Below are 18614 nucleotides of genomic sequence, written 5' to 3'. Positions count from 1 at the left end.
CAGGGCCGGGCACGACGGCAGCATTTGGGGAAAGTCATGAGAAAGCAATGGGCAGCGACCGCGCTGGCGGCGTCGCTGTTGACGGGGTGCGCTGGCGTCACGACCGGCGTGAGCGCGCTCGGGCAGCCGAATGCGTTCGCATCCGGTGCGCACGGTTACGATTTCGTCCGCACGGCCGCTCAGGCCGGCGATCCCGAATACGGGCGGATCGAGACGCTCGTGCGCGATGAACTCGCGCGCCGCGGCTTCGACGCGCAGTCGACGAACGACGCGCGCTACCGGCTGTCGATCGCCTACGCCACGCAACCGGCGTCGGTCGCGGCGACCGCCGAGCGCTGCGGCGCCGCGAGCAGTGCGTGCGTGAGCGTCGACGGGCCGGCGCCGTTCGCGCTGCCGTTCGCGGGCAAGGTGTATCGCCACGTGCTGACGCTGCGCTTCGTCGATGCGAAGTCGGGGGCCGACGTCTACCGCGTGTCGGCGTCGCTGCGCGACCGCGATGCGGGCACCCAGGAGGCCGCGCCGACGCTCGTGAAGAGCGCGCTCGCGAAGGTGCCGTTCGAGCCGGGCGGTGGCTGGCTGGTCAAGACGAAAAAAGACGACGCGGGCGCAATGCCGGGCGTCGTCTCGGTGAAGCCGGCCGCCGCGCACTGACGCGGCGGCCGTAACAGGAAAGCGAGCAGGCCCGCCGCGAGGCGAGGCCGGCCCGTGCGCGTTCAGGCGGCCGGTTGGCCGTTGCCGCGCGTGCGCAGGTATGCGTCGAACTCGGCGCCGACTTCCGGGTGGCGCAGTGCGAATTCGACCGTCGCCTTCAGATAGCCCAGCTTGCTGCCGCAGTCGTAGCGCGTGCCCTGATACTTGTAGGCCAGCACCTGCTCGTCGGCGAGCAGCGCCTGGATCGCATCGGTGAGCTGCAGCTCGCCGCCTGCGCCCGGCTTCAGCGCGCGCAGGTGTTCGAAGATCCGCGGCTTGAGCACGTAACGGCCGACCACGCCGAGGTTCGACGGCGCGACTTCCGGTGCGGGCTTCTCGATGATCGCCGACATCTTGACGATCGACTCTTCCCACTCCTTGCCGTCGACGATCCCGTACGACTTCGTTTCCGACGGCGGGATCTCTTCCACGCCGATCACCGAGCTGTGATAGTGGTCGAACACGTCGACCATCTGCTTCATCACGGGCGGATTGCCGTCGAGCAGGTCGTCGGCGAGGATCACCGCGAACGGGTTGTCGGCCACCAGCTTTTCCGCGCACAGCACGGCATGGCCGAGGCCCAGCGCTTCGGGCTGACGCACGTAGAAGCAGTCGACGTGGCTCGGCTTGATGCTGCGCACGAGCTCGAGCAGCTTCTCCTTGCCGCGCGCCTCGAGTTCGGCCTCGACCTCGTACGACTTGTCGAAGTGATCCTCGATCGCGCGCTTGCTGCGCCCGGTCACGAAGATCATTTCGGTGATGCCCGCGGCGATCGCTTCCTCGACCGCGTACTGGATCAGCGGCTTATCGACGACCGGCAGCATTTCCTTCGGGCTCGCCTTCGTTGCCGGCAGAAACCGCGTGCCGAGGCCGGCAACGGGGAATACCGCCTTGGTGACTTTCAACATGATCGAACCTTTATTCCTGTAATCGGCTTGTCAGACAGTCCATGTTCACGTCCCCATTATAGTGAACGCAAACGACCTTACCGTTTGTTACGCAGGCAACCGATCGAGCTGCGCGCGCAGCTTGTCCAGCGTGCTCTGGAAGTCGGCGACGCGCTTTTGCTCCTGTTCGACCACGGCCGGCGGCGCTTTCGCGACGAACGCCTCGTTGCCGAGCTTCGCATTGCACTTCGTGATCTCGCCCGTCAGGCGCGCGATTTCCTTCGACAGGCGCTCGCGTTCGGCCGCGACGTCGATTTCGACCTTCAGCACCAGCTTGTTCGGGCCGACGATCGCGATCGGCGCGCCATGCGCTTCCTTGTCGAGCGTCGCTTCGTCCGCGAGGATCTGCACTTCCGACAGGCGGGCGAGGGCCTGAACGTACGGCGCGAACGAGCGCAGGCGCTCGGCATCGCCGGCCGCGAGCAGCGGCACCTTGGTCGCCGGCGACAGGTTCATCTCGCCACGCAGGTTGCGGCATGCGTCGACGATCGCCTTCAGGTCGGCCGCCCACTGTTCGGACGCCTCGTCGATCTTCTGCAGGTTCGCGAGCGGATACGCCTGCGTCATCAGCGACGCTTCGCCTTCCGCGTTGCCTTGCGGATAACGGCCGGCGAGCGGCGCGACCTTCTGCCAGAGCGCTTCGGTGATGAACGGGATGATCGGATGCGCGAGGCGCAGCACCGTTTCCAGCACGCGCAGCAGCGTGCGGCGCGTTGCGCGCTGCTGTTCCGGCGTGCCGTTCTGGATCTGCACCTTCGCGAGTTCGAGGTACCAGTCGCAGTACTCGTCCCACACGAACTTGTAGATGCTGGTCGCGATGTTGTCGAAGCGGTAATCGGCGAAGCCCTTCGCGATGTCGGCTTCCGTACGTTGCAGCAGCGACACGATCCAGCGGTCGGCCGCCGAGAAGTCGAGGTAGCCGCCCGGGCCGCAGTCGCCCGCGCCGCACACTTCCGGCTTGTCGCTGCCGCAGTCGTGGCCTTCGCAGTTCATCAGCACGAAGCGCGTCGCGTTCCACAGCTTGTTGCAGAAGTTGCGATAGCCTTCGCAGCGCGCGAGGTCGAAGTTCACGTTACGGCCGAGCGTCGCCATCGACGCCATCGTGAAGCGCAGCGCATCGGCGCCGAACGCGGGAATGCCGTCCGGGAATTCCTTGCGCGTCTTCTTCTCGATGGTGGCGGCCTGCTTCGGGTTCATCAGGCCGGTGGTGCGCTTCGCGACCAGCGTCTCGAGGTCGACGCCGTCGACGATGTCGATCGGATCGAGCGTGTTGCCCTTGCTCTTCGACATCTTCTGGCCTTCGGCGTCGCGCACGAGGCCGTGCATGTACACGGTGTGGAACGGCACCTTGCCCGTGAAGTGCGTCGTCATCATCACCATCCGGGCGACCCAGAAGAAGATGATGTCGAAGCCGGTGACGAGCACCGACGACGGCAGGAAGTGCTTCAGTTCGGGCGTTTCGTTCGGCCAGCCGAGCGACGAGAACGGCACGAGCGCCGACGAGAACCACGTGTCGAGCACGTCTTCGTCGCGCTTGAGCGCACCCGTGTAGCCTTGCGCGTGGGCCTTCGCGCGGGCGTCTTCTTCGCTGCGCGCGACGAACACCTCGCCGTTCTCGCCGTACCACGCGGGAATCTGGTGACCCCACCACAGCTGGCGCGAGATGCACCAGTCCTGGATGTTCTCGAGCCACTGGTAGTAGGTGGTCGTCCAGTTTTCCGGAACGAACTTGATCTGGCCGTCACGCACGACGTCGAGCGATACCTCGGTGATCGACTTGCCCGGATGGAACGTGCCTTCCGGTGCCGGCTTCGTCATCGCGACGAACCACTGGTCGGTCAGGAGCGGCTCGATCACGACGCCCGTACGGTCGCCGCGCGGCACCATCAGCTTGTGCGGCTTCACGGAGTCGAGGAAGCCCTCCGCGTCGAGGTCGGCGACGATCGCACGGCGCGCGTCGAAGCGGTCGAGGCCGCGATACTGCTCCGGGCCGTTGTCGTTGATCTTCGCGTCGAGCGTCAGGATCTCGATCGGCGCGAGCTTGTGGCGCAGGCCGACCTGGTAGTCGTTGAAGTCGTGCGCGGGCGTGACCTTCACGACGCCCGTGCCGAACTCGCGGTCGACGTAGTCGTCGGCGATCACCGGGATCTCGCGGCCCGTCAGCGGCAGCGTGACGAGCTTGCCGATCAGGTGCGCGTAGCGCTCGTCTTCCGGGTGGACCATCAGCGCGACGTCGCCGAGCATCGTCTCCGGGCGGGTGGTCGCGACCGTCAGCGAGCCCGAACCGTCGACGAGCGGGTAGCGGATGTGCCACAGGTGGCCGTTTTCCTCTTCGCTCACCACTTCGAGGTCCGACACCGCGGTGAGCAGCACCGGATCCCAGTTCACGAGGCGCTTGCCGCGGTAGATCAGCCCCTGTTCATGGAGCGTGACGAACACGTCGCGCACGGCGGCCGACATCTTGTCGTCCATCGTGAAATATTCGCGCGACCAGTCGGTCGACGCGCCGAGACGGCGCACCTGGCCGGTGATCGTCGAGCCGGACTTCTGCTTCCACTCCCACACGCGCTCGACGAACTTCTCGCGGCCGAGGTCGTGGCGCGACACGCCCTGCGCATCGAGCTGGCGCTCGACGACGATCTGCGTCGCGATCCCCGCGTGGTCGGTGCCGGGCACCCACAGCGTGTTCTCGCCGAGCATCCGGTGGTAGCGGGCGAGGCCGTCCATGATCGTCTGGTTGAACGCGTGGCCCATGTGCAGCGTGCCGGTGACGTTCGGCGGCGGCAGCTGGATCGCGAAATCGGGGCGCGCCGGGTCGAATGCCGGGGCGGCATAGCCGCGTTTTTCCCACTCCGGCCCCCATTGGGACTCGATGGTGTGGGGTTCGAAACTCTTCGCAAGCGTGCTGTCGCTCATGGTTGGAAATCTGCCGAAAAATGCGTGAATTGGATGCCGAATCTGACAATTATAAATGGATGCACATCGACCAGCCATCGCCCGGCCCATGCGGGCCTGTCGCAACGTGGTTCGCGCGCGATGGCGGCACGGTTGCGGCGCAGGGCCGAACGGATCGGAAACGGTATCGCGCGGTCGACTTATAATGGCGGGTCCGCATTTTTCTCGCCCGTCCGCTGCCGCTCCATGCCCGATCTGCTCGCCAATCTGAACCCTGAACAATACGCCGCCGTCACGTTGCCGAACGAACCGGCGCTGATCCTTGCGGGGGCGGGCAGTGGCAAGACCCGCGTGCTGATCACGCGGATCGCGTGGCTGATCCAGCAGGGCTATGCGTCGCCGCCCACCGTGCTCGCCGTCACCTTCACGAACAAGGCCGCGCGCGAGATGATGGCGCGCCTGTCGGCGATGATGCCGATCGACACGCGCGGGATGTGGATCGGCACGTTCCACGGGCTGTGCAACCGGATGCTGCGCGCGCACTACCGCGACGCCGGCCTGCCGCAAACTTTCCAGATCCTCGACACGGCCGATCAGTTGTCCGCGATCAAGCGGCTGATGAAGGCGGCGAACGTCGACGACGAGAAGTACCCGCCGAAGAACGTCCAGTACTTCATCAACAACGCGAAGGAGCAGGGGCTGCGTCCCGACAAGGTCGACGCGTCCGACAACTTCAACCGCAAGTTCGTCGAGCTGTACCAGGCGTACGACCAGCAGTGCCAGCGCGAGGGCGTCGTCGACTTCCCCGAGCTGCTGCTGCGCTGCTACGAGCTGCTCGCGTACAACGCGCCGCTGCGCGCGCACTACCAGGCGCGCTTCAAGCACATCCTCGTCGACGAGTTCCAGGACACCAACAAGCTGCAGTACGCGTGGCTCAAGATGCTCGCGGGCGGCCAGAACGCGATCTTCGCGGTCGGCGACGACGACCAGTCGATCTACGCGTTTCGCGGTGCGAACGTCGGTAACATGCGCGACTTCGAAGACGAATTCCGCGTGCGCAACCTGATCAAGCTCGAGCAGAACTACCGGTCGCACGGCAACATCCTCGACGCGGCGAACCAGCTGATCTCGAACAACGCGCACCGCCTCGGCAAGAACCTGCGCACCGACGCCGGCCACGGCGAACCCGTGCGCGTGTACGAGGCGAGCACCGATGCGCAGGAAGCCGGCTGGATCGTCGAGGAGATCCGCTCGCTGATCAACACCGGGATGTCGCGCAGCGAAGTCGCCGTCCTGTATCGCAGCAACGCGCAGTCGCGCGCGATCGAGCACACGCTGATGACGTCGGGCATTCCGTACCGCGTGTACGGCGGCCTGCGCTTCTTCGAGCGCCAGGAAGTGAAGCATGCGCTGGCCTATCTGCGCCTGATCGACAACCCGAACGACGACACCGCGTTCGTGCGCGTCGTGAACTTCCCGACGCGCGGCATCGGCGCGCGCTCGATCGAGCAGCTCGCGGACGCCGCGCGGCTGTACGACTGTGCGATGGCCGCCGCGATTCCGTACGTGACCGGCAAGGCCGGCACGAGCCTCGGCGCGTTCGCGACGCTGATCGCGAAGATGCGCGCCGAGACGCAGCAGATGAGCCTGCCCGAGACGGTCGAGTACGTGGTGCGCGCGAGCGGTCTCTCCGATTTCTACCAGGGCGAGCGCGAAGGCCAGGACCGCCTTGAGAACTTGCAGGAACTCGTGAACGCGGCCACCGCGTTCGTCGGCGAGGCGGGCTACGGGCTCGACGCGCCGGCCCGTTCGATTCCGCTGCGTGCGGGCGCGACCGCGGCGCCGGAGCTCGGCGCCGGCACGAACGATCCGGCGGTCGAGGTGCTCGATGCGGCACCGCTCGGCGACCCCGCGCAGAACCCCGACACGATGACGCCGCTCGCGGGTTTCCTGTCGCACGCATCGCTGGAAGCCGGCGACAACCAGGCGCAGGCCGGCCAGGACGCCGTGCAGCTGATGACGGTGCACGCGGCGAAGGGGCTCGAATTCTCGGCCGTGTTCATCACCGGCCTCGAGGAGGGGCTGTTCCCGCACGAGAACAGCGTGCTCGAATCGGACGGCCTCGAGGAAGAGCGCCGGCTGATGTACGTCGCGATCACGCGCGCGAAGGAGCGGCTCTACCTGTCGTTCGCGCAGAGCCGGATGCTGCACGGCCAGACGCGCTACAACGTGCGCTCGCGCTTCTTCGACGAATTGCCCGAGCACGTGCTGAAGTGGCTCACGCCGAAGGTCGAGGCCGGCTCGCGCTGGGGCGGGCGCTCGGACAACGCCGGCTGGGGGCGCGACTGGTTCTCGCGGCCGGGCGGCGGTGGCAATCGCGAGCAGATCGTCGACGCGGCGGTGTCCGCGCCGCTGCCGGCGTTCGCGAACAAGCAGCGTGCGGCCGACACAGGTTTCCGGGTCGGCCAGGCGGTATTCCATACCAAGTTCGGCGAAGGCACCGTCACGGCGCTCGAAGGCAACGGTACCGATGCGAAGGCGCAGGTGAAGTTCAAGCGGCACGGCGAGAAGTGGCTCGCGCTGGCCGTCGCGAAACTGCAGGCGGTGGAATGATGGGCATCGACATGGTTGAAACGGTTTCGACGCGCCCGCTCGGTGTTCTCGCCGCGCTGCCCGAGGAACTCGGCGACCTGATCGCCGCGATGCGCGCCGAGGGCGCGATGCGGACGGTCACGCTCGGTCGCCGCGATTACCACGTCGGCACCGTGCATGGCGCGGCCTGCGTCGTCACGCTCGCACGGGTCGGCAAGGTCGCGGCCGCCGCGACGGTCAGCGCGCTGATCCACGTATTCGGCGTGTCGGGCGTCGTGTTCACCGGCGTTGCCGGCGGCGTGTCGCGCGCGGTGCGCGTCGGCGACGTCGTCGTGGCCGATACGCTGCTGCAGCACGATCTCGACGCGTCGCCGCTGTTTCCGCGCTACGAAGTGCCGCTGCTCGGCATCACGCGGTTCGCGACCGACGCGGCACTCACGGCCCGCCTGAAGGCCGCGTGCACGCTGTTCGTCGCGGAAGAGGGCGCGCAGTTCGCCGAGCGGTTCGATCTGGCCGGCGCGACGCTGCACGGCGGGCTGATCATCAGCGGCGACCGCTTCGTGTCGAGCGAGCAAGAAGTCGTCACGCTGCGCGACGCGCTGCCGGATGCGCTCGCGGTCGAGATGGAGGGCGCGGCGATCGCGCAGGTGTGCACCGAGCATGACGTGCCGTTCGCGCTGGTGCGGACGATTTCCGATACGGCCGACGATCACGCGACGCAGTCGTTCTCGCACTTCCTGTCGGCGATCGCGAGCAGCTATTCGTCCGGCATCCTCAAGCGTTTCCTGACGCTGCACGCGACGACGGCGGCCTGAAGCCGCCGTCGTCCTTTCCCTTCGAGCCGATCGACCGGCCGCGGCGCGCACGCCGCGGCCGCGTCGTCATGCCTTCTTGCGCCGGCTGCTTTCGAGGTTCGGCAGGAGCACCGTCAGCACGCCGATCAGAGGCAGGAACGAGCACACCTTGTAGACGAACGTGATGCTCGTCGCGTCCGCGAGCTGGCCGAGCACGGCCGCACCGACGCCGCCCAGCCCGAACGCGAAGCCGAAGAACAGGCCCGCGACCATCCCGACCTTGCCGGGCATCAGCTCCGTCGCATAGACGAGGATCGCGGCGAACGCCGACGCCAGCACGACGCCGATGATCACGCTCAGCACGCTGGTCCAGAACAGGTTCGCGTACGGCAGCAACATCGTGAACGGCGCGACGCCGAGGATCGACACCCAGATCACGTACTTGCGGCCGATCCGGTCGCCGACCGGGCCGCCGATCAGCGTGCCGGCCGCCACGGCCGCGAGGAACACGAACAGGTGGATCTGCGCGGCCTGCACCGACAGGTGGAACTTGTCGATCAGGTAGAACGTGAAATAGCTGTTGATGCTCGCGAGGTAGAAGTACTTCGAGAACACCAGCAGCACCAGCACGGCGATCGCGGCGAGCACGCGGCCCTGCGACAGCGTCGGATGGCCCGCCGACGCGGCTTTCTTCTTCATCGACGGATGCTTCTTGTACCAGTGGCCGATCTGCGTGAGCACGACCATCGCGACCAGCGCGGCCGCCGAGAACCACGCGATGCTGTGCTGGCCGTGCGGAATGATCACCAGCGCGGCGAGCAGCGGCCCGAGCGCGGAGCCGGCGTTGCCGCCGACCTGGAACAGCGACTGCGCGAGCCCGTGCTGGCCGCCCGACGCCATCCGTGCGACCCGCGACGACTCCGGATGGAACACCGACGAGCCGCAGCCGACGAGCGCTGCCGCCACCAGCAGCGTCGGGAAGTTCTGCGCGACCGACATCAGCAGCAGCCCGGCGAGCGTGAAGCCCATCCCGACCGGCAGCGAATACGGCTTCGGACGCTTGTCGGTATAGAGGCCGATGAGCGGCTGCAGCAGCGATGCGGTGATCTGGTAGGTCAGCGTGATCAGGCCGATCTGCGCGAACGACAGCGCGAACTGGCTCTTGAGCATCGGATAGATCGCGAGGATCAACGACTGGATCATGTCGTTGAGCATGTGCGAGAAGCTGATCGCGCCGAGCACCGGGTAGACGGTGCGGGCGACGGGTGGAGCAGACGGCTGGGGCGCGGCGGCGGTGCCGGCGGAACCCGTTTCGAGGCTGGTTTCCATGTGAGTTGGGCGAGTTGAGGTGGCGGGACGCGCTCTGATGGGGATCGGCGCGTTTGAATCGTTGTTGCGTCAAAGAAGTGTAATGTGGCGCATCGAGAATGTCAGGCCAACTTTTATCGCGATTCGGACATTGCCTGCGGCAGGCGTATCGCGGATCGGCCATCGTTCGCTTTTTGTGTCCGGGTCTCACGCTGGCGGCGCGTCCTGCCGGCGGCGGGGCGGCGCCACCGGCGGATGGGTGTTTGTCCGGACTCAAGGAACCCCGATGACGGCCGTAGAACGACACAACGACAACACAGGCGCGCCGCGCGGGGACCGGCCACGAGCCGGACCGGCGCAGGACACGCGGCACGACGGGCCATCGCGGGAAGGCCGGAGCGCCGGCCGCCGGAACCGACCTTTCCGGCGGTGTGATCAATACGGGGACATATCGATGAAAGCAGCATCAATGCATCCACAGCCGGGTGCGGCCGGCGTCGCAGCCGACGCCACCGCGAAGCCCGCCGCACGCCGTGCGCGTGCGGCACGGCGCGAACGCCGACCGTGGACCGTCAAGGCGACGTTGCGCGCCGCGTTCGCGATCCTGCTGGCCGGCACGCTCGCGATCGGCGTGTTTTCGCTGTGGCAGATCAGCCGGCTGAACGCGTCGATCGCGTCGGTCTACGAGCAGGGCCATGTCGCGAGCCGTGCGGCGGAGGAGGTGCGCGCCGAGGTGCTGCGCGCGAGCCGCGCGCAGAAGATGCTGTTGACCGCGACGACCGCGCGCGAGCGCGACGAACTGGGCACCGAAGTCGGCGCGGGGCTGACGTCGATCGGCAAGGCGCTCGGCACGCTGCAGCGGTATGCGGATCCCGCCGACGCGGGCGATTCCGCGCGCTTGCGCGCATTCTCGACGGCGGTCGGCACGTGGAGCGGCCATCTGCGCGATTTCGTCACGCTCGTGCAGGCGCAGCCGCTCGACCTGTCGCAGATGAACTGGCAGGTCGGCACGCAGGACGTGTCGCTGCTGGTCGAAACCGGCAAGCTCGAAAAGCTCGCCGCCGGGCTCGTGAAGACGCGCGGCGCGAAGTCGAAGGCGACGCTCGATGCGTCCGCGACGATCTTCTCGTCGTCGTTCGCGATGATCGCGGCGATGACGGCTGGCCTGATCGTGCTCGCGATCGTGATCGCCGAACGGGTCGTGCGCCGCCTCGCGTCGCAGCTCGGCGGCGAGCCCGCGTACGCGAAGGCGATTGCCGCCGACATCGCGCGCGGCGACCTCACGCAGTCGATCGCGCTCGGCCGGCATGACCGCGGCAGCATGGTGCGCGCGCTGGCCGACATGCAGACCGGGCTGGCCGCGACCGTGCGCGAGATCGCTGTCAGCGCCGAGGCGATCGCGGCTGCGTCCGGCGAGATTTCGACCGGCAATCTCGACCTGTCGCAGCGTACCGAGCAGCAGGCCGTCGCGCTCGAGCGCACCGCGGCCAGCATGGAGGAACTCACGTCGACCGTACGTCAGAACGCCGAGAACGCGCGGCAGGCGAGTGCGCTCGCGGCCAATGCGTCGGCCGTCGCGGAGGCGGGCGGCGCGGTCGTCGGGCGCGTGGTTGCGACGATGAGCGAGATCGACGACAGCGCGAAGAACATCCGCGACATCATCGGCACGATCGAAGGGATCGCGTTCCAGACCAACATTCTCGCGCTGAACGCAGCGGTCGAGGCAGCACGTGCGGGCGAACAGGGGCGCGGCTTTTCGGTGGTCGCGGGCGAGGTCCGGCTGCTCGCGCAGCGCGCGGCGACCGCGGCGAAGGAGATACGCTCGCTGATCGGCGCGTCGGTCGAGCGCGTGGCGAACGGTGCGACGCTCGCGCACGATGCGGGCCGCACGATGGGCGACGTGGTGCGCGCCGTCAAGCGCGTGACCGACATCATCGGGGAGATTTCCGCGGCGTCGGACGAGCAGCGCGCCGGGATCGAAGAGATCGGCCGCGCGGTCACGCAGATGGACGCCGGCACGCAGCAGAACGCCGCACTCGTCGAACAGGCGGCGGCCGCCGCGACCGCGCTCGACGAGCAGGCGCAGGCGCTCAAGTCGCTGGTCGGGCGCTTTCACGTCGCGGGCTGAGCTTCACCCCGTCGCGGCCGGGCCGGCTGCGACCCGCGCAGGCCGTCGGGTGGTCGTCGATTGGTGATAAACCCGGCTGCCGGTTCACGCACAATCCCTTACAATGCGCCCACATAATTAGGGGCCAGAACCTGCCGCGCGCGTGTACCGGTGCGCCGAGCAGGTGATAACAATGACAACGACGATTTACTTGATCGGGTATCTGGGCATGCTCGCGTCCGCCGCGATCGGCCTGCGTGCGCGCGTCGCCGCGTGGCGCTGGCTCGCGGCCGGAATTGCACCGGCTGCCACGTTTGCCGTGCTGCGCGGCCGCACCGGGACCGATACCGCGATCTACCAGGACATCATCGCCGGTATCTGGAGCGGCAATCTGAAGATCGTGCCGCGCACGCTCGAACCGGGCTTCGTCTGGCTCGTGCGCGCACTCGAATGGCTCGGTCACGATCCGCGCATCGCGACGGCGATCCTGTCGCTGCTGATCGTGATCGCGTGCGTCGCCGCGTTCGGCCGCAGCACCGAGGACGCGTGCGTATTCGCCACGCTGATCTTTCCGCTGTTCTTCTACGACATGGCGATGAGCGGCCTGCGCTACGGGTTGGCGTTCTGCGCGGCGAAGCTCGCGTCGGACGCGTGGTCGCGCAGGCGGCGCGGCGAATCGGTCGGGTTCGCGGTGGCGGCGGCCGGCATGCATGTGTCGGCGGCGCTGCTCGTCGTGCTGCTGCAGATCGGCCGGCTGCGCCTGCTGCGCTATGCGGGGCTTGCCGTTGCGATCGGCGGCGTGTTGTTCGCGATGCATCACGACGCGCTGCTCGCGAAGGTCGGTCTCTACGCGGCGTTCACGCCACCCGCGCAGATGTCGGGCAGCGCACCGCTCGTGCTGGCATTGCTGACGCTCGCGGCCGGCTGGATGCTGCTCGCGCGGATGCCGCGCACGCTCGTGTTCCTGTTTGCCTGCGAGATCGCGAGCTTCGCGCTCGCGCGCATCAGCTACGCGGGGCTGCGTTTCCAGTGGCTCGTGCTGTTCGCGATGAGCTGCCAGTTCGTGCCGCTGCTGCGCGTGCCGGGCGTGCGGCGCCGGCACGTGATCGTGTCGCTGGTCGTGATCGGCGCAATCGGCTTCGCGATGCGCTTGCGCAACATGCTCGGCGAAGCCGGGCTCGGCCCGTCGCCGTTCCTGCCTTACCGGTTCTTCTGGGAATGACGCGGCCGGGCGGGGCGCCGCCCGGCCGCAACGCCATTACGACTTCTTCTGCTTGTCCGGATCGATGATGACAGTGCAGGTCGTCCCCGCCGACAGCACCACGTCGGCCGGCACTTCGTCGATCTTGATGCGCACCGGCACGCGCTGCGCGAGGCGCACCCAGTTGAAGGTCGGGTTCACGTCGGCGACGAGGTCGCGGCTTTGCGGGTTGTCGCGGTCGTAGATGCCACGCGAGATGCTCTCGACGTGGCCCTTCATCACGCCGCCGCTCATCAGCCGCATTTCGGCCGGCGCGCCGACCTTCACGCGCGGCAGCTTGGTTTCCTCGAAGTAGCCGTAGACCCAGAACGAATGGCTGTCGACGATCGCGAGCTTCGCCTGGCCGGCCACCGCGTAGTTGCCCTTGAACGTCTGCAGGTTCGTGATGTAGCCGTCGACCGGCGCGATCACGCGCGTGCGTTCGAGATTGAGTTTCGCGGCGTCGAGCGCGGCGATCGCCTGCTGGTACTGCGCATCCGCGCTCGATGCGCTGTGCGCGGCGTTCTCGCGGTTTTCCTTCGACACGACGAGCGCATCGAGGTCCGCACGGCGGGCCGCGTCGTCGCGGCGCATCTGCAGTTCCGCGCGGCGGGCGGCCACCGCTGCCTGCGCCTGCTCGACCGCGATCTGGTAGTGCGACGGGTCGATCTGCATGATCAGGTCGCCCTTTTTCACGAGCTGGTTGTCATGCACGGGCAGATCGACGATCGCCCCCGACACGTCCGGCGCGACGTTGACGATGTCGGCACGGACGCGCCCGTCGCGCGTCCACGGATCGTCCATGTAGTGCACCCACAGCGAGTGCCCGATCAGGATCGCGACGAGAAGGATGACGGCGGTCGCGACGAAGCCGAAGAGTTTTCTGAGAATCATGATGGTTCGGAATCAACGGTAAACGGCAAGACTCAGTCCGCCGCAAATGCAGACGAGAAGGCACGCGCGAAACAGCGACGGGTGCCAGACGAGACGATAGAGGCCCGTATAGGCGAGCAGGCGGTCGACGGCCCAGGTCGCGAGCGCGCCCAGGACGAACATCAGCACCACCGTGGGCATGTAGGCATCGAGAATGGCGATTTCACGCGGCATCATGACGAGGCTCCTGGTTGGGGACGCACGGGGCGGTTGCGGTTAAGCGGCTCGAGCGGCGATTCCGGATCGAGCAGCGCCGTGCGCACGAAATGCAGATTGCTCAGGATGCGCTGCAGCCGGTGGCGCTCCTCGCGCGCCGGCGTGAACGCGTCGAGCGTCTGCCGGGTCGCATCGATCGCGGCATTGACGGCCGCGAGCGTCGCGTCGAAACGCTCGGCGTTCGGCTTGCTGAACAGCGCGGACAGCGCGGTTAGCAGCGTCTCGATCGCGCGTCGCCACGGCGTCGCCGGCGCATAGCGCGGGTCGGACGGCAGCGTCGCCAGTTCGTGGCGCAGGTCGAGTGCGGCGTTGCCGGTTTCGAGCACCGCGAACATCCAGCGCAGCGCGTCGCGCTGCACGTCGGGCTGGTCGGCCGACAGCGTGTGCGCCTGATACATCAGGTCGCGCGCGCCGCTCTCGAAGCGCGTACGCAAACCGGCCAGCCGCACGTGGCAGGCCGCGACCACCTGGTGACGCAGGTCGGCGAACAGGCGCTTCTTCAGCCACGGCGCGGTCGGCGGGAACAGCACCGCGAACGCGATCGCCGACACCAGCATCGACAGCACCAGCGCGAGCGCATCGTTCATGAAGCTCGTCGGATCGTAGTGCGTGATGCTGTCCGGGCCGGCGAGGAAACAGAAGAAGATCAGGTAGCCCATCCCGTAGCCCGCGAGCTTCGGCTTCAGCGTCATGAAGATGCCGATCGCGAGCAGCGGGGCCAGCGCGACGCACAGCAGCGGGAACCCGTCGATGTGCGGGTAGATGCCGAACGTCAGCAAAAAGCCCGTGCAGACCGCCAGCGCCGTGCCCATGCCCATTTGCGCGGACATCGCGGTCGGGCGCGGCGTCGACGACGCGAGCGCGCAGGTGGCCGCCGCCGTCAGCGTCAGCGTCACGCCGCTCGGCCACGCGGTTTCGATCCAGAACCAGCCGAGCACGAGGATCACGGTCGCGGTGCGAATCGCCGCGATCACCATCGCCGTCACGTTGGTGCGCGGCTCGTAGCGCTCGATCCAGCGTTCGCGCTCGTGCGTCGCGGTCGACAGCGATGCGTAGGTCGCCGCGTATTCGTGCAGGTCGGTAATGAAGCGGTACAGCAGCTCCGCGGCCGTGTCGAAATCGAGCAGCGGGAAATCCGGCTGCGTTTCGAGTGTTGCGCGCGTCGCACGGATGCGGCGCGGCAGCGCGTCGCGCCACGCGAGCAGCTGCTCGGCTGCGAGCGTCGCGTCGGCCGACGTACGCACGGGTTCGCCGTGGCGCGTGAGCAGCGGCGCGATCTCGCGGAAGTACGGCTCGATCGCGTCGATCGCGGCCTGGGCGCCGACTGCGCGCAACCGGTTCATCAACTGGTGCAGCGCATGGAAGCGGCTCGATACGCTCATGAATTCGCTGTTCAGCCGCGCGAGGCGGCCGCTGCGCATGCGCGTGTCCGGATCTTCGAACACGGCCATGCTGCGCGCCGCTTCGAAGCCGACCACGTCCGCGACGAAGCGCGTGTGGATGCTTTCGATGTGCGCGCGGTCGAGCTTGCCCGACAGCGCCGCCGCAACGTAGTCGACGAAGCTGCCGAAGCGCTTGCGTACCGTCGTGCGCATCTGCTCGCCGGTGTACTGCGGGAACACCAGTGCGCTGACCACGCCCGCCGACACGATCCCGACCATGATTTCGGCGACCCGCGTCATCGCGCTCATGAATGCGCCGTCCGGATGCTGCGACGCCGGCAGGCCGATCAGCGCGGTCGTGTAGCCCGCGAGCAGGAAGCCGTAGCTGCGGAAGTTGCGGTTGCGCGCGGCGCCGGCCGTGCACAGGGCGACCCACAGCGCGACCGCGAGCAGGAACAGCTGCGGCTGCTGCGGAAACAGGCCGACGAACGTCAGGGTCGCGATGAGCCCGAAGATCGTGCCGGCGACCCGGTAGAAGCTTTTCGCGAGCACCGCGCCGCTTTGCGGCTGCATCACGATGAATACCGTGGTCATCGCCGTCTTCGGCGCCGGCAGGTCGAGCCGCATCGACACGCCGATCGAGATGAACGCGGCGAGCAGCGCCTTGAACAGATAGAGCCACGCGGCACCGTCGGTGCGGGCCCAGTCGTCGAACGCGGCGTACCAGGCCGCGAGGCCGCCGGCGTGCGGGGAAGTAGGAGAGGAGGCTGACATGGCGGTCGCTCCGCGTTACCGTGCGGCCGGCGTGCCGGCCGCACCGGCCGTCGCGACCTGCGCGGGCTGGGTGGCGGCCGCGACGGGCTTGGCGCCCGACGCTGCGGCCGGCGCTGCGGCGGATTCGTCGCGAGGCGGACGGCCGCCCGGCACGTCCGTACCCGGTTCGACACCGCCGCCGAGCGCGGCCATCAACTGAGCGTGCGCGGCGAGGCGTTCCGCGTCGATGCGGGCGGCCGTCTCCTGCGCGCGCAGCAGTTGCTGCTGCGCGATCAGCACGTTCACGTAATCGGTCAGGCCACGGCGGAAGCCTTCGCGCGACAGCTGGTAGCTGCGATCGTTGGCGGCCACCGAGCGGGCGGCGTCCTTCTTCTGCGTATCGAGCGAACGGATCCGCACGACCTGGTCGGCAATGTCCTTGAGCGCGCCGACGACCGTCTGGTTGTAGCGCTCGACCGCCTGGTCGTAGTCGGCGTCGGCCGCGCCGAGTTGCGCGCGCAGGCGGCCGCCGTCGAAGATCGGCAGCGTCAGCGCCGGGCCGGCCGTCCAGCCGCCGTTCATCGCGCGCAGGAAGTCGGTGAACGGCGCGGTCACGCCGAAGCCGCCGACCGTCGCGAGCAGGTCGATGTTCGGGTAGAACGCGGCCTTCGCGACGTCGATGCCGCGGGCCTGCGCGTCGACCGTCCAGCGGGCCGCGACCACGTCGGGGCGGCGGCCGAGCAGGTCGGCCGGCATCGCGGACGGCAGGCCTGCCGGCGCGTCGAGCGACAGGCTCGGCCGCTTGATCGCGTCGCCCGCGCCCGGGCCCTTGCCCGCGAGGGCGGCGAGCTGGTGGCGTGCGAGCTGGATCGCTTCTTCATAGCTGTCGATCTGGCGCTCATAGTCGGGCAGCGTCGATTCCGCCTGGCTGACTTCGAGCTGCGTGCCGAGGCCGGCCTGCAGGCGCTTGTGCGCGAGATCGGCCAGCGCGTGCTGGCGTTCGAACGTTTCGTGGGCGAGGTCGAGCAGCGCGTAGTTCATCGACATGCCGACATACGCCCGCACGACGTTGACGTCGAGCTCGAGCTTCGCGGCCCGTGCGTCGGCGGCGCTCGCGTGCGCGGTGTCGAGCGCGCGCTCGGTCGCGTTCTTGTCCTTGCCCCACAGGTCGAGGTGGTACGACAGGCCGAGCGAGCCGGTGTTGTTCCAGGTATCGGTGTCGGCGAGCGGGCCGGGGCCGTAGTAGACGTTGTCCGGCCAGTGCTGGCGCATCAGCGACAGGTTGCCGTTGATTTGCGGCAGTTCGGCCGACCGTGCCACGCGTGCCATCGCCTGCGCTTCGCGCACGCGGGCCTCGGCGGCCGCGAGTGTCGGGTTGCCGGCCTGTGCGGCGGCGATCCACGCGTCGAGCTGCGGATCGTTGTACGCGCGCCACCAGTCCGACGCGGGCCAGCCTGCATCGCGGTTGGCGGCACGGATCGCAGCGCCGGCGTCGAGCGCGTTCGCTTCGACGCGCGTGGACTGCGGTTTGTTGTCGCCCATGCTCGCGCATCCGGCCATTGTTAATGAGACTGCAAGAACCGCCAGTGCCAGCGTCCCTTTTGTTGCCGGAAACTGCACGATTTTCTCCCTTTCGGATATAGATGAGTCGGATGCGATTATATTTTTCAGTGATTCCTGAATAAATGGACAACGGTGCAAGTCATTTTTACGAATCCTGAGATAATATTGGTCGGCCTGTGTGCAACAATCCGTCCGGATTCAAACGGGTAATGGGATGGATACGTTACAAAACATGCGGGTATTCGTCCGCGTGGTCGACGCGGGAAGCTTTACCGCGGCGGCCCAGCAGATGAATTCGACCACCGCCTACGCGTCGCGGGCCGTGTCGGACCTCGAAGCGCACCTGCGCACGCGCCTGCTCAACCGGACGACACGCCGGATCGCACTGACCGAGGCGGGCGAGCGCTATCTGCAGCGCTGCGAGCAGATCCTTGCGTACGTCGACCAGGCCGAAGCCGAAGCGGGCGACGCGCACGCGCGCCCGTCGGGCAAGCTGAAGGTCCACTGCTTCACGAGCCTGGGGCAGCACTATCTGGTGCCGGCCATCGCGCGCTACCGGCAGCGCTACCCCGAGGTGCATGTCGAACTGACGCTCGCGCAGCGGATGCCGGATCTCCTCGACGAGGGTTACGACGTCGCGATCGTCGTCGGCCGCGACCTGCCCGATTCGGGGCTCGTGTCGCAGCGGCTCGGCGAGAGCTACAGCGTCGTGTGCGCATCGCCCGGCTACGTCGACGACCACGGCGCGCCGCACACGCCGGCCGATCTCGAGCAGCACGTCTGTCTCGGGATGGTCGCGCCGGGCTTTCACTTCGACGAGTGGTCGCTGTCCGGGCCGCGCGGCGACGAGGTGATTCCGATCACGGCACCGCCGTTCCGCGTCAACGTCGCCGAGGCGCTCGCGGTGGCCGTACGCGAAGGGATGGGGATCGGCGGGCTGCCGCTCTATTCGGCGATCGGCGGGCTGCGCAGCGGGCAGATCGTGCGCGTGATGCCGCAATACCGGTCGCACGTGATGAACATCTACGCGCTGTACCCGTCGCGCCAGTATCTCGACGCAAAAATTCGCACCTGGGTCGATTTCCTGCGCGACGAATTGCCGGCGACGCTGGAAGCCGACGAAGCCGCGCTCGCGCAGTTCACGGCTGCGACATGACAGCGCGCTCGCGCGCAATCTGACGAGATTTGTCGTTC

13 protein-coding genes are annotated in these 18614 nt (G+C 67.8%); 6 read left to right on the top strand and 7 right to left on the bottom strand.

Translation table 11 applies throughout. The features are described from left to right. Positions 1-36 precede the first annotated feature (36 nt). Positions 37-651 (top strand): DUF4136 domain-containing protein, encoded by a 615-nt coding sequence (locus BX604_RS00270; protein ID WP_098549052.1) that lies wholly within the window; start codon positions 37-39, stop codon positions 649-651. Positions 652-713: 62 nt separating this feature from the next. Here BX604_RS00270 and galU read toward each other — a convergent pair whose 3' ends face one another. Together galU and BX604_RS00260 are read right to left on the bottom strand one after the other, a co-directional pair. After that, positions 714-1598 (bottom strand): UTP--glucose-1-phosphate uridylyltransferase GalU, encoded by an 885-nt coding sequence (gene galU, locus BX604_RS00265; protein ID WP_098549051.1) that lies wholly within the window; start codon positions 1596-1598, stop codon positions 714-716. Positions 1599-1685: 87 nt separating this feature from the next. Further along, positions 1686-4553: a valine--tRNA ligase gene (locus BX604_RS00260; RefSeq protein ID WP_098549050.1), complete on the bottom strand. Its 2868-nt coding sequence runs from the start codon at positions 4551-4553 to the stop codon at positions 1686-1688. A 225-nt stretch (positions 4554-4778) separates the two neighbouring features. On the opposite strand from BX604_RS00260, the gene BX604_RS00255 reads away from it, so the two are divergent. Continuing rightward, a complete protein-coding gene (locus BX604_RS00255) occupies positions 4779-7145 on the top strand; it encodes a UvrD-helicase domain-containing protein (RefSeq protein WP_098549049.1) in 2367 nt (788 codons plus the stop codon). Continuing rightward, positions 7142-7939, top strand: a complete 798-nt coding sequence (locus BX604_RS00250; protein ID WP_098549048.1) for a 5'-methylthioadenosine/adenosylhomocysteine nucleosidase — start codon at positions 7142-7144, stop codon at positions 7937-7939. The genes BX604_RS00255 and BX604_RS00250 overlap by 4 nt, the downstream gene beginning before the upstream one ends. Before the next feature lie 66 nt (positions 7940-8005). Here BX604_RS00250 and BX604_RS00245 read toward each other — a convergent pair whose 3' ends face one another. Next, a complete protein-coding gene (locus BX604_RS00245; protein WP_098549047.1) occupies positions 8006-9247 on the bottom strand; it encodes an MFS transporter in 1242 nt (413 codons plus the stop codon). A 433-nt stretch (positions 9248-9680) separates the two neighbouring features. Between BX604_RS00245 and BX604_RS00240 the strand changes: the two genes are divergently transcribed. Together BX604_RS00240 and BX604_RS00235 are read left to right on the top strand one after the other, a co-directional pair. Next, positions 9681-11354 (top strand): methyl-accepting chemotaxis protein, encoded by a 1674-nt coding sequence (locus BX604_RS00240; protein WP_098549046.1) that lies wholly within the window; start codon positions 9681-9683, stop codon positions 11352-11354. 172 nt (positions 11355-11526) lie between these two features. Beyond that, the gene (locus BX604_RS00235; protein ID WP_098549045.1) at positions 11527-12555 is read left to right on the top strand and encodes an EpsG family protein; all 1029 of its coding nucleotides are present in this window, start codon (positions 11527-11529) and stop codon (positions 12553-12555) included. 36 nt (positions 12556-12591) lie between these two features. On the opposite strand, the gene BX604_RS00230 is transcribed toward BX604_RS00235, so the two are convergent. From BX604_RS00230 to BX604_RS00215, 4 genes are read right to left on the bottom strand one after another with little or no spacing between them, the layout of a single operon-like run. Further along, positions 12592-13467, bottom strand: coding sequence for an efflux RND transporter periplasmic adaptor subunit (locus tag BX604_RS00230; RefSeq protein WP_098549044.1), 876 nt, complete (start codon positions 13465-13467; stop codon positions 12592-12594). 12 nt (positions 13468-13479) lie between these two features. Next, on the bottom strand, positions 13480-13683 hold the full coding sequence (locus BX604_RS00225; RefSeq protein WP_011351756.1) for a DUF1656 domain-containing protein: 204 nt from the start codon (positions 13681-13683) through the stop codon (positions 13480-13482). Beyond that, positions 13680-15878 carry an FUSC family protein gene (locus BX604_RS00220; RefSeq protein ID WP_098549043.1) on the bottom strand — a complete coding sequence of 733 codons (2199 nt, stop codon included), beginning with the start codon at positions 15876-15878 and terminating at the stop codon, positions 13680-13682. The genes BX604_RS00225 and BX604_RS00220 overlap by 4 nt, the downstream gene beginning before the upstream one ends. Before the next feature lie 15 nt (positions 15879-15893). Beyond that, complete coding sequence (locus BX604_RS00215) at positions 15894-17477, bottom strand: efflux transporter outer membrane subunit (protein ID WP_098549042.1); 1584 nt, start codon at positions 17475-17477, stop codon at positions 15894-15896. Between the two features lie 157 nt (positions 17478-17634). On the opposite strand from BX604_RS00215, the gene BX604_RS00210 reads away from it, so the two are divergent. Then, the gene (locus BX604_RS00210) at positions 17635-18576 is read left to right on the top strand and encodes a LysR family transcriptional regulator (RefSeq protein WP_098549041.1); all 942 of its coding nucleotides are present in this window, start codon (positions 17635-17637) and stop codon (positions 18574-18576) included. Positions 18577-18614: the final 38 nt, after the last annotated feature.

Origin of the sequence: Burkholderia sp. JKS000303, from assembly GCF_002563755.1 — a bacterium.
Classification (GTDB): domain Bacteria; phylum Pseudomonadota; class Gammaproteobacteria; order Burkholderiales; family Burkholderiaceae; genus Burkholderia; species Burkholderia anthina_B.
Note: the sequence above shows the minus strand (reverse complement) of the source record. Positions and strands in the feature narration are given on the sequence as shown.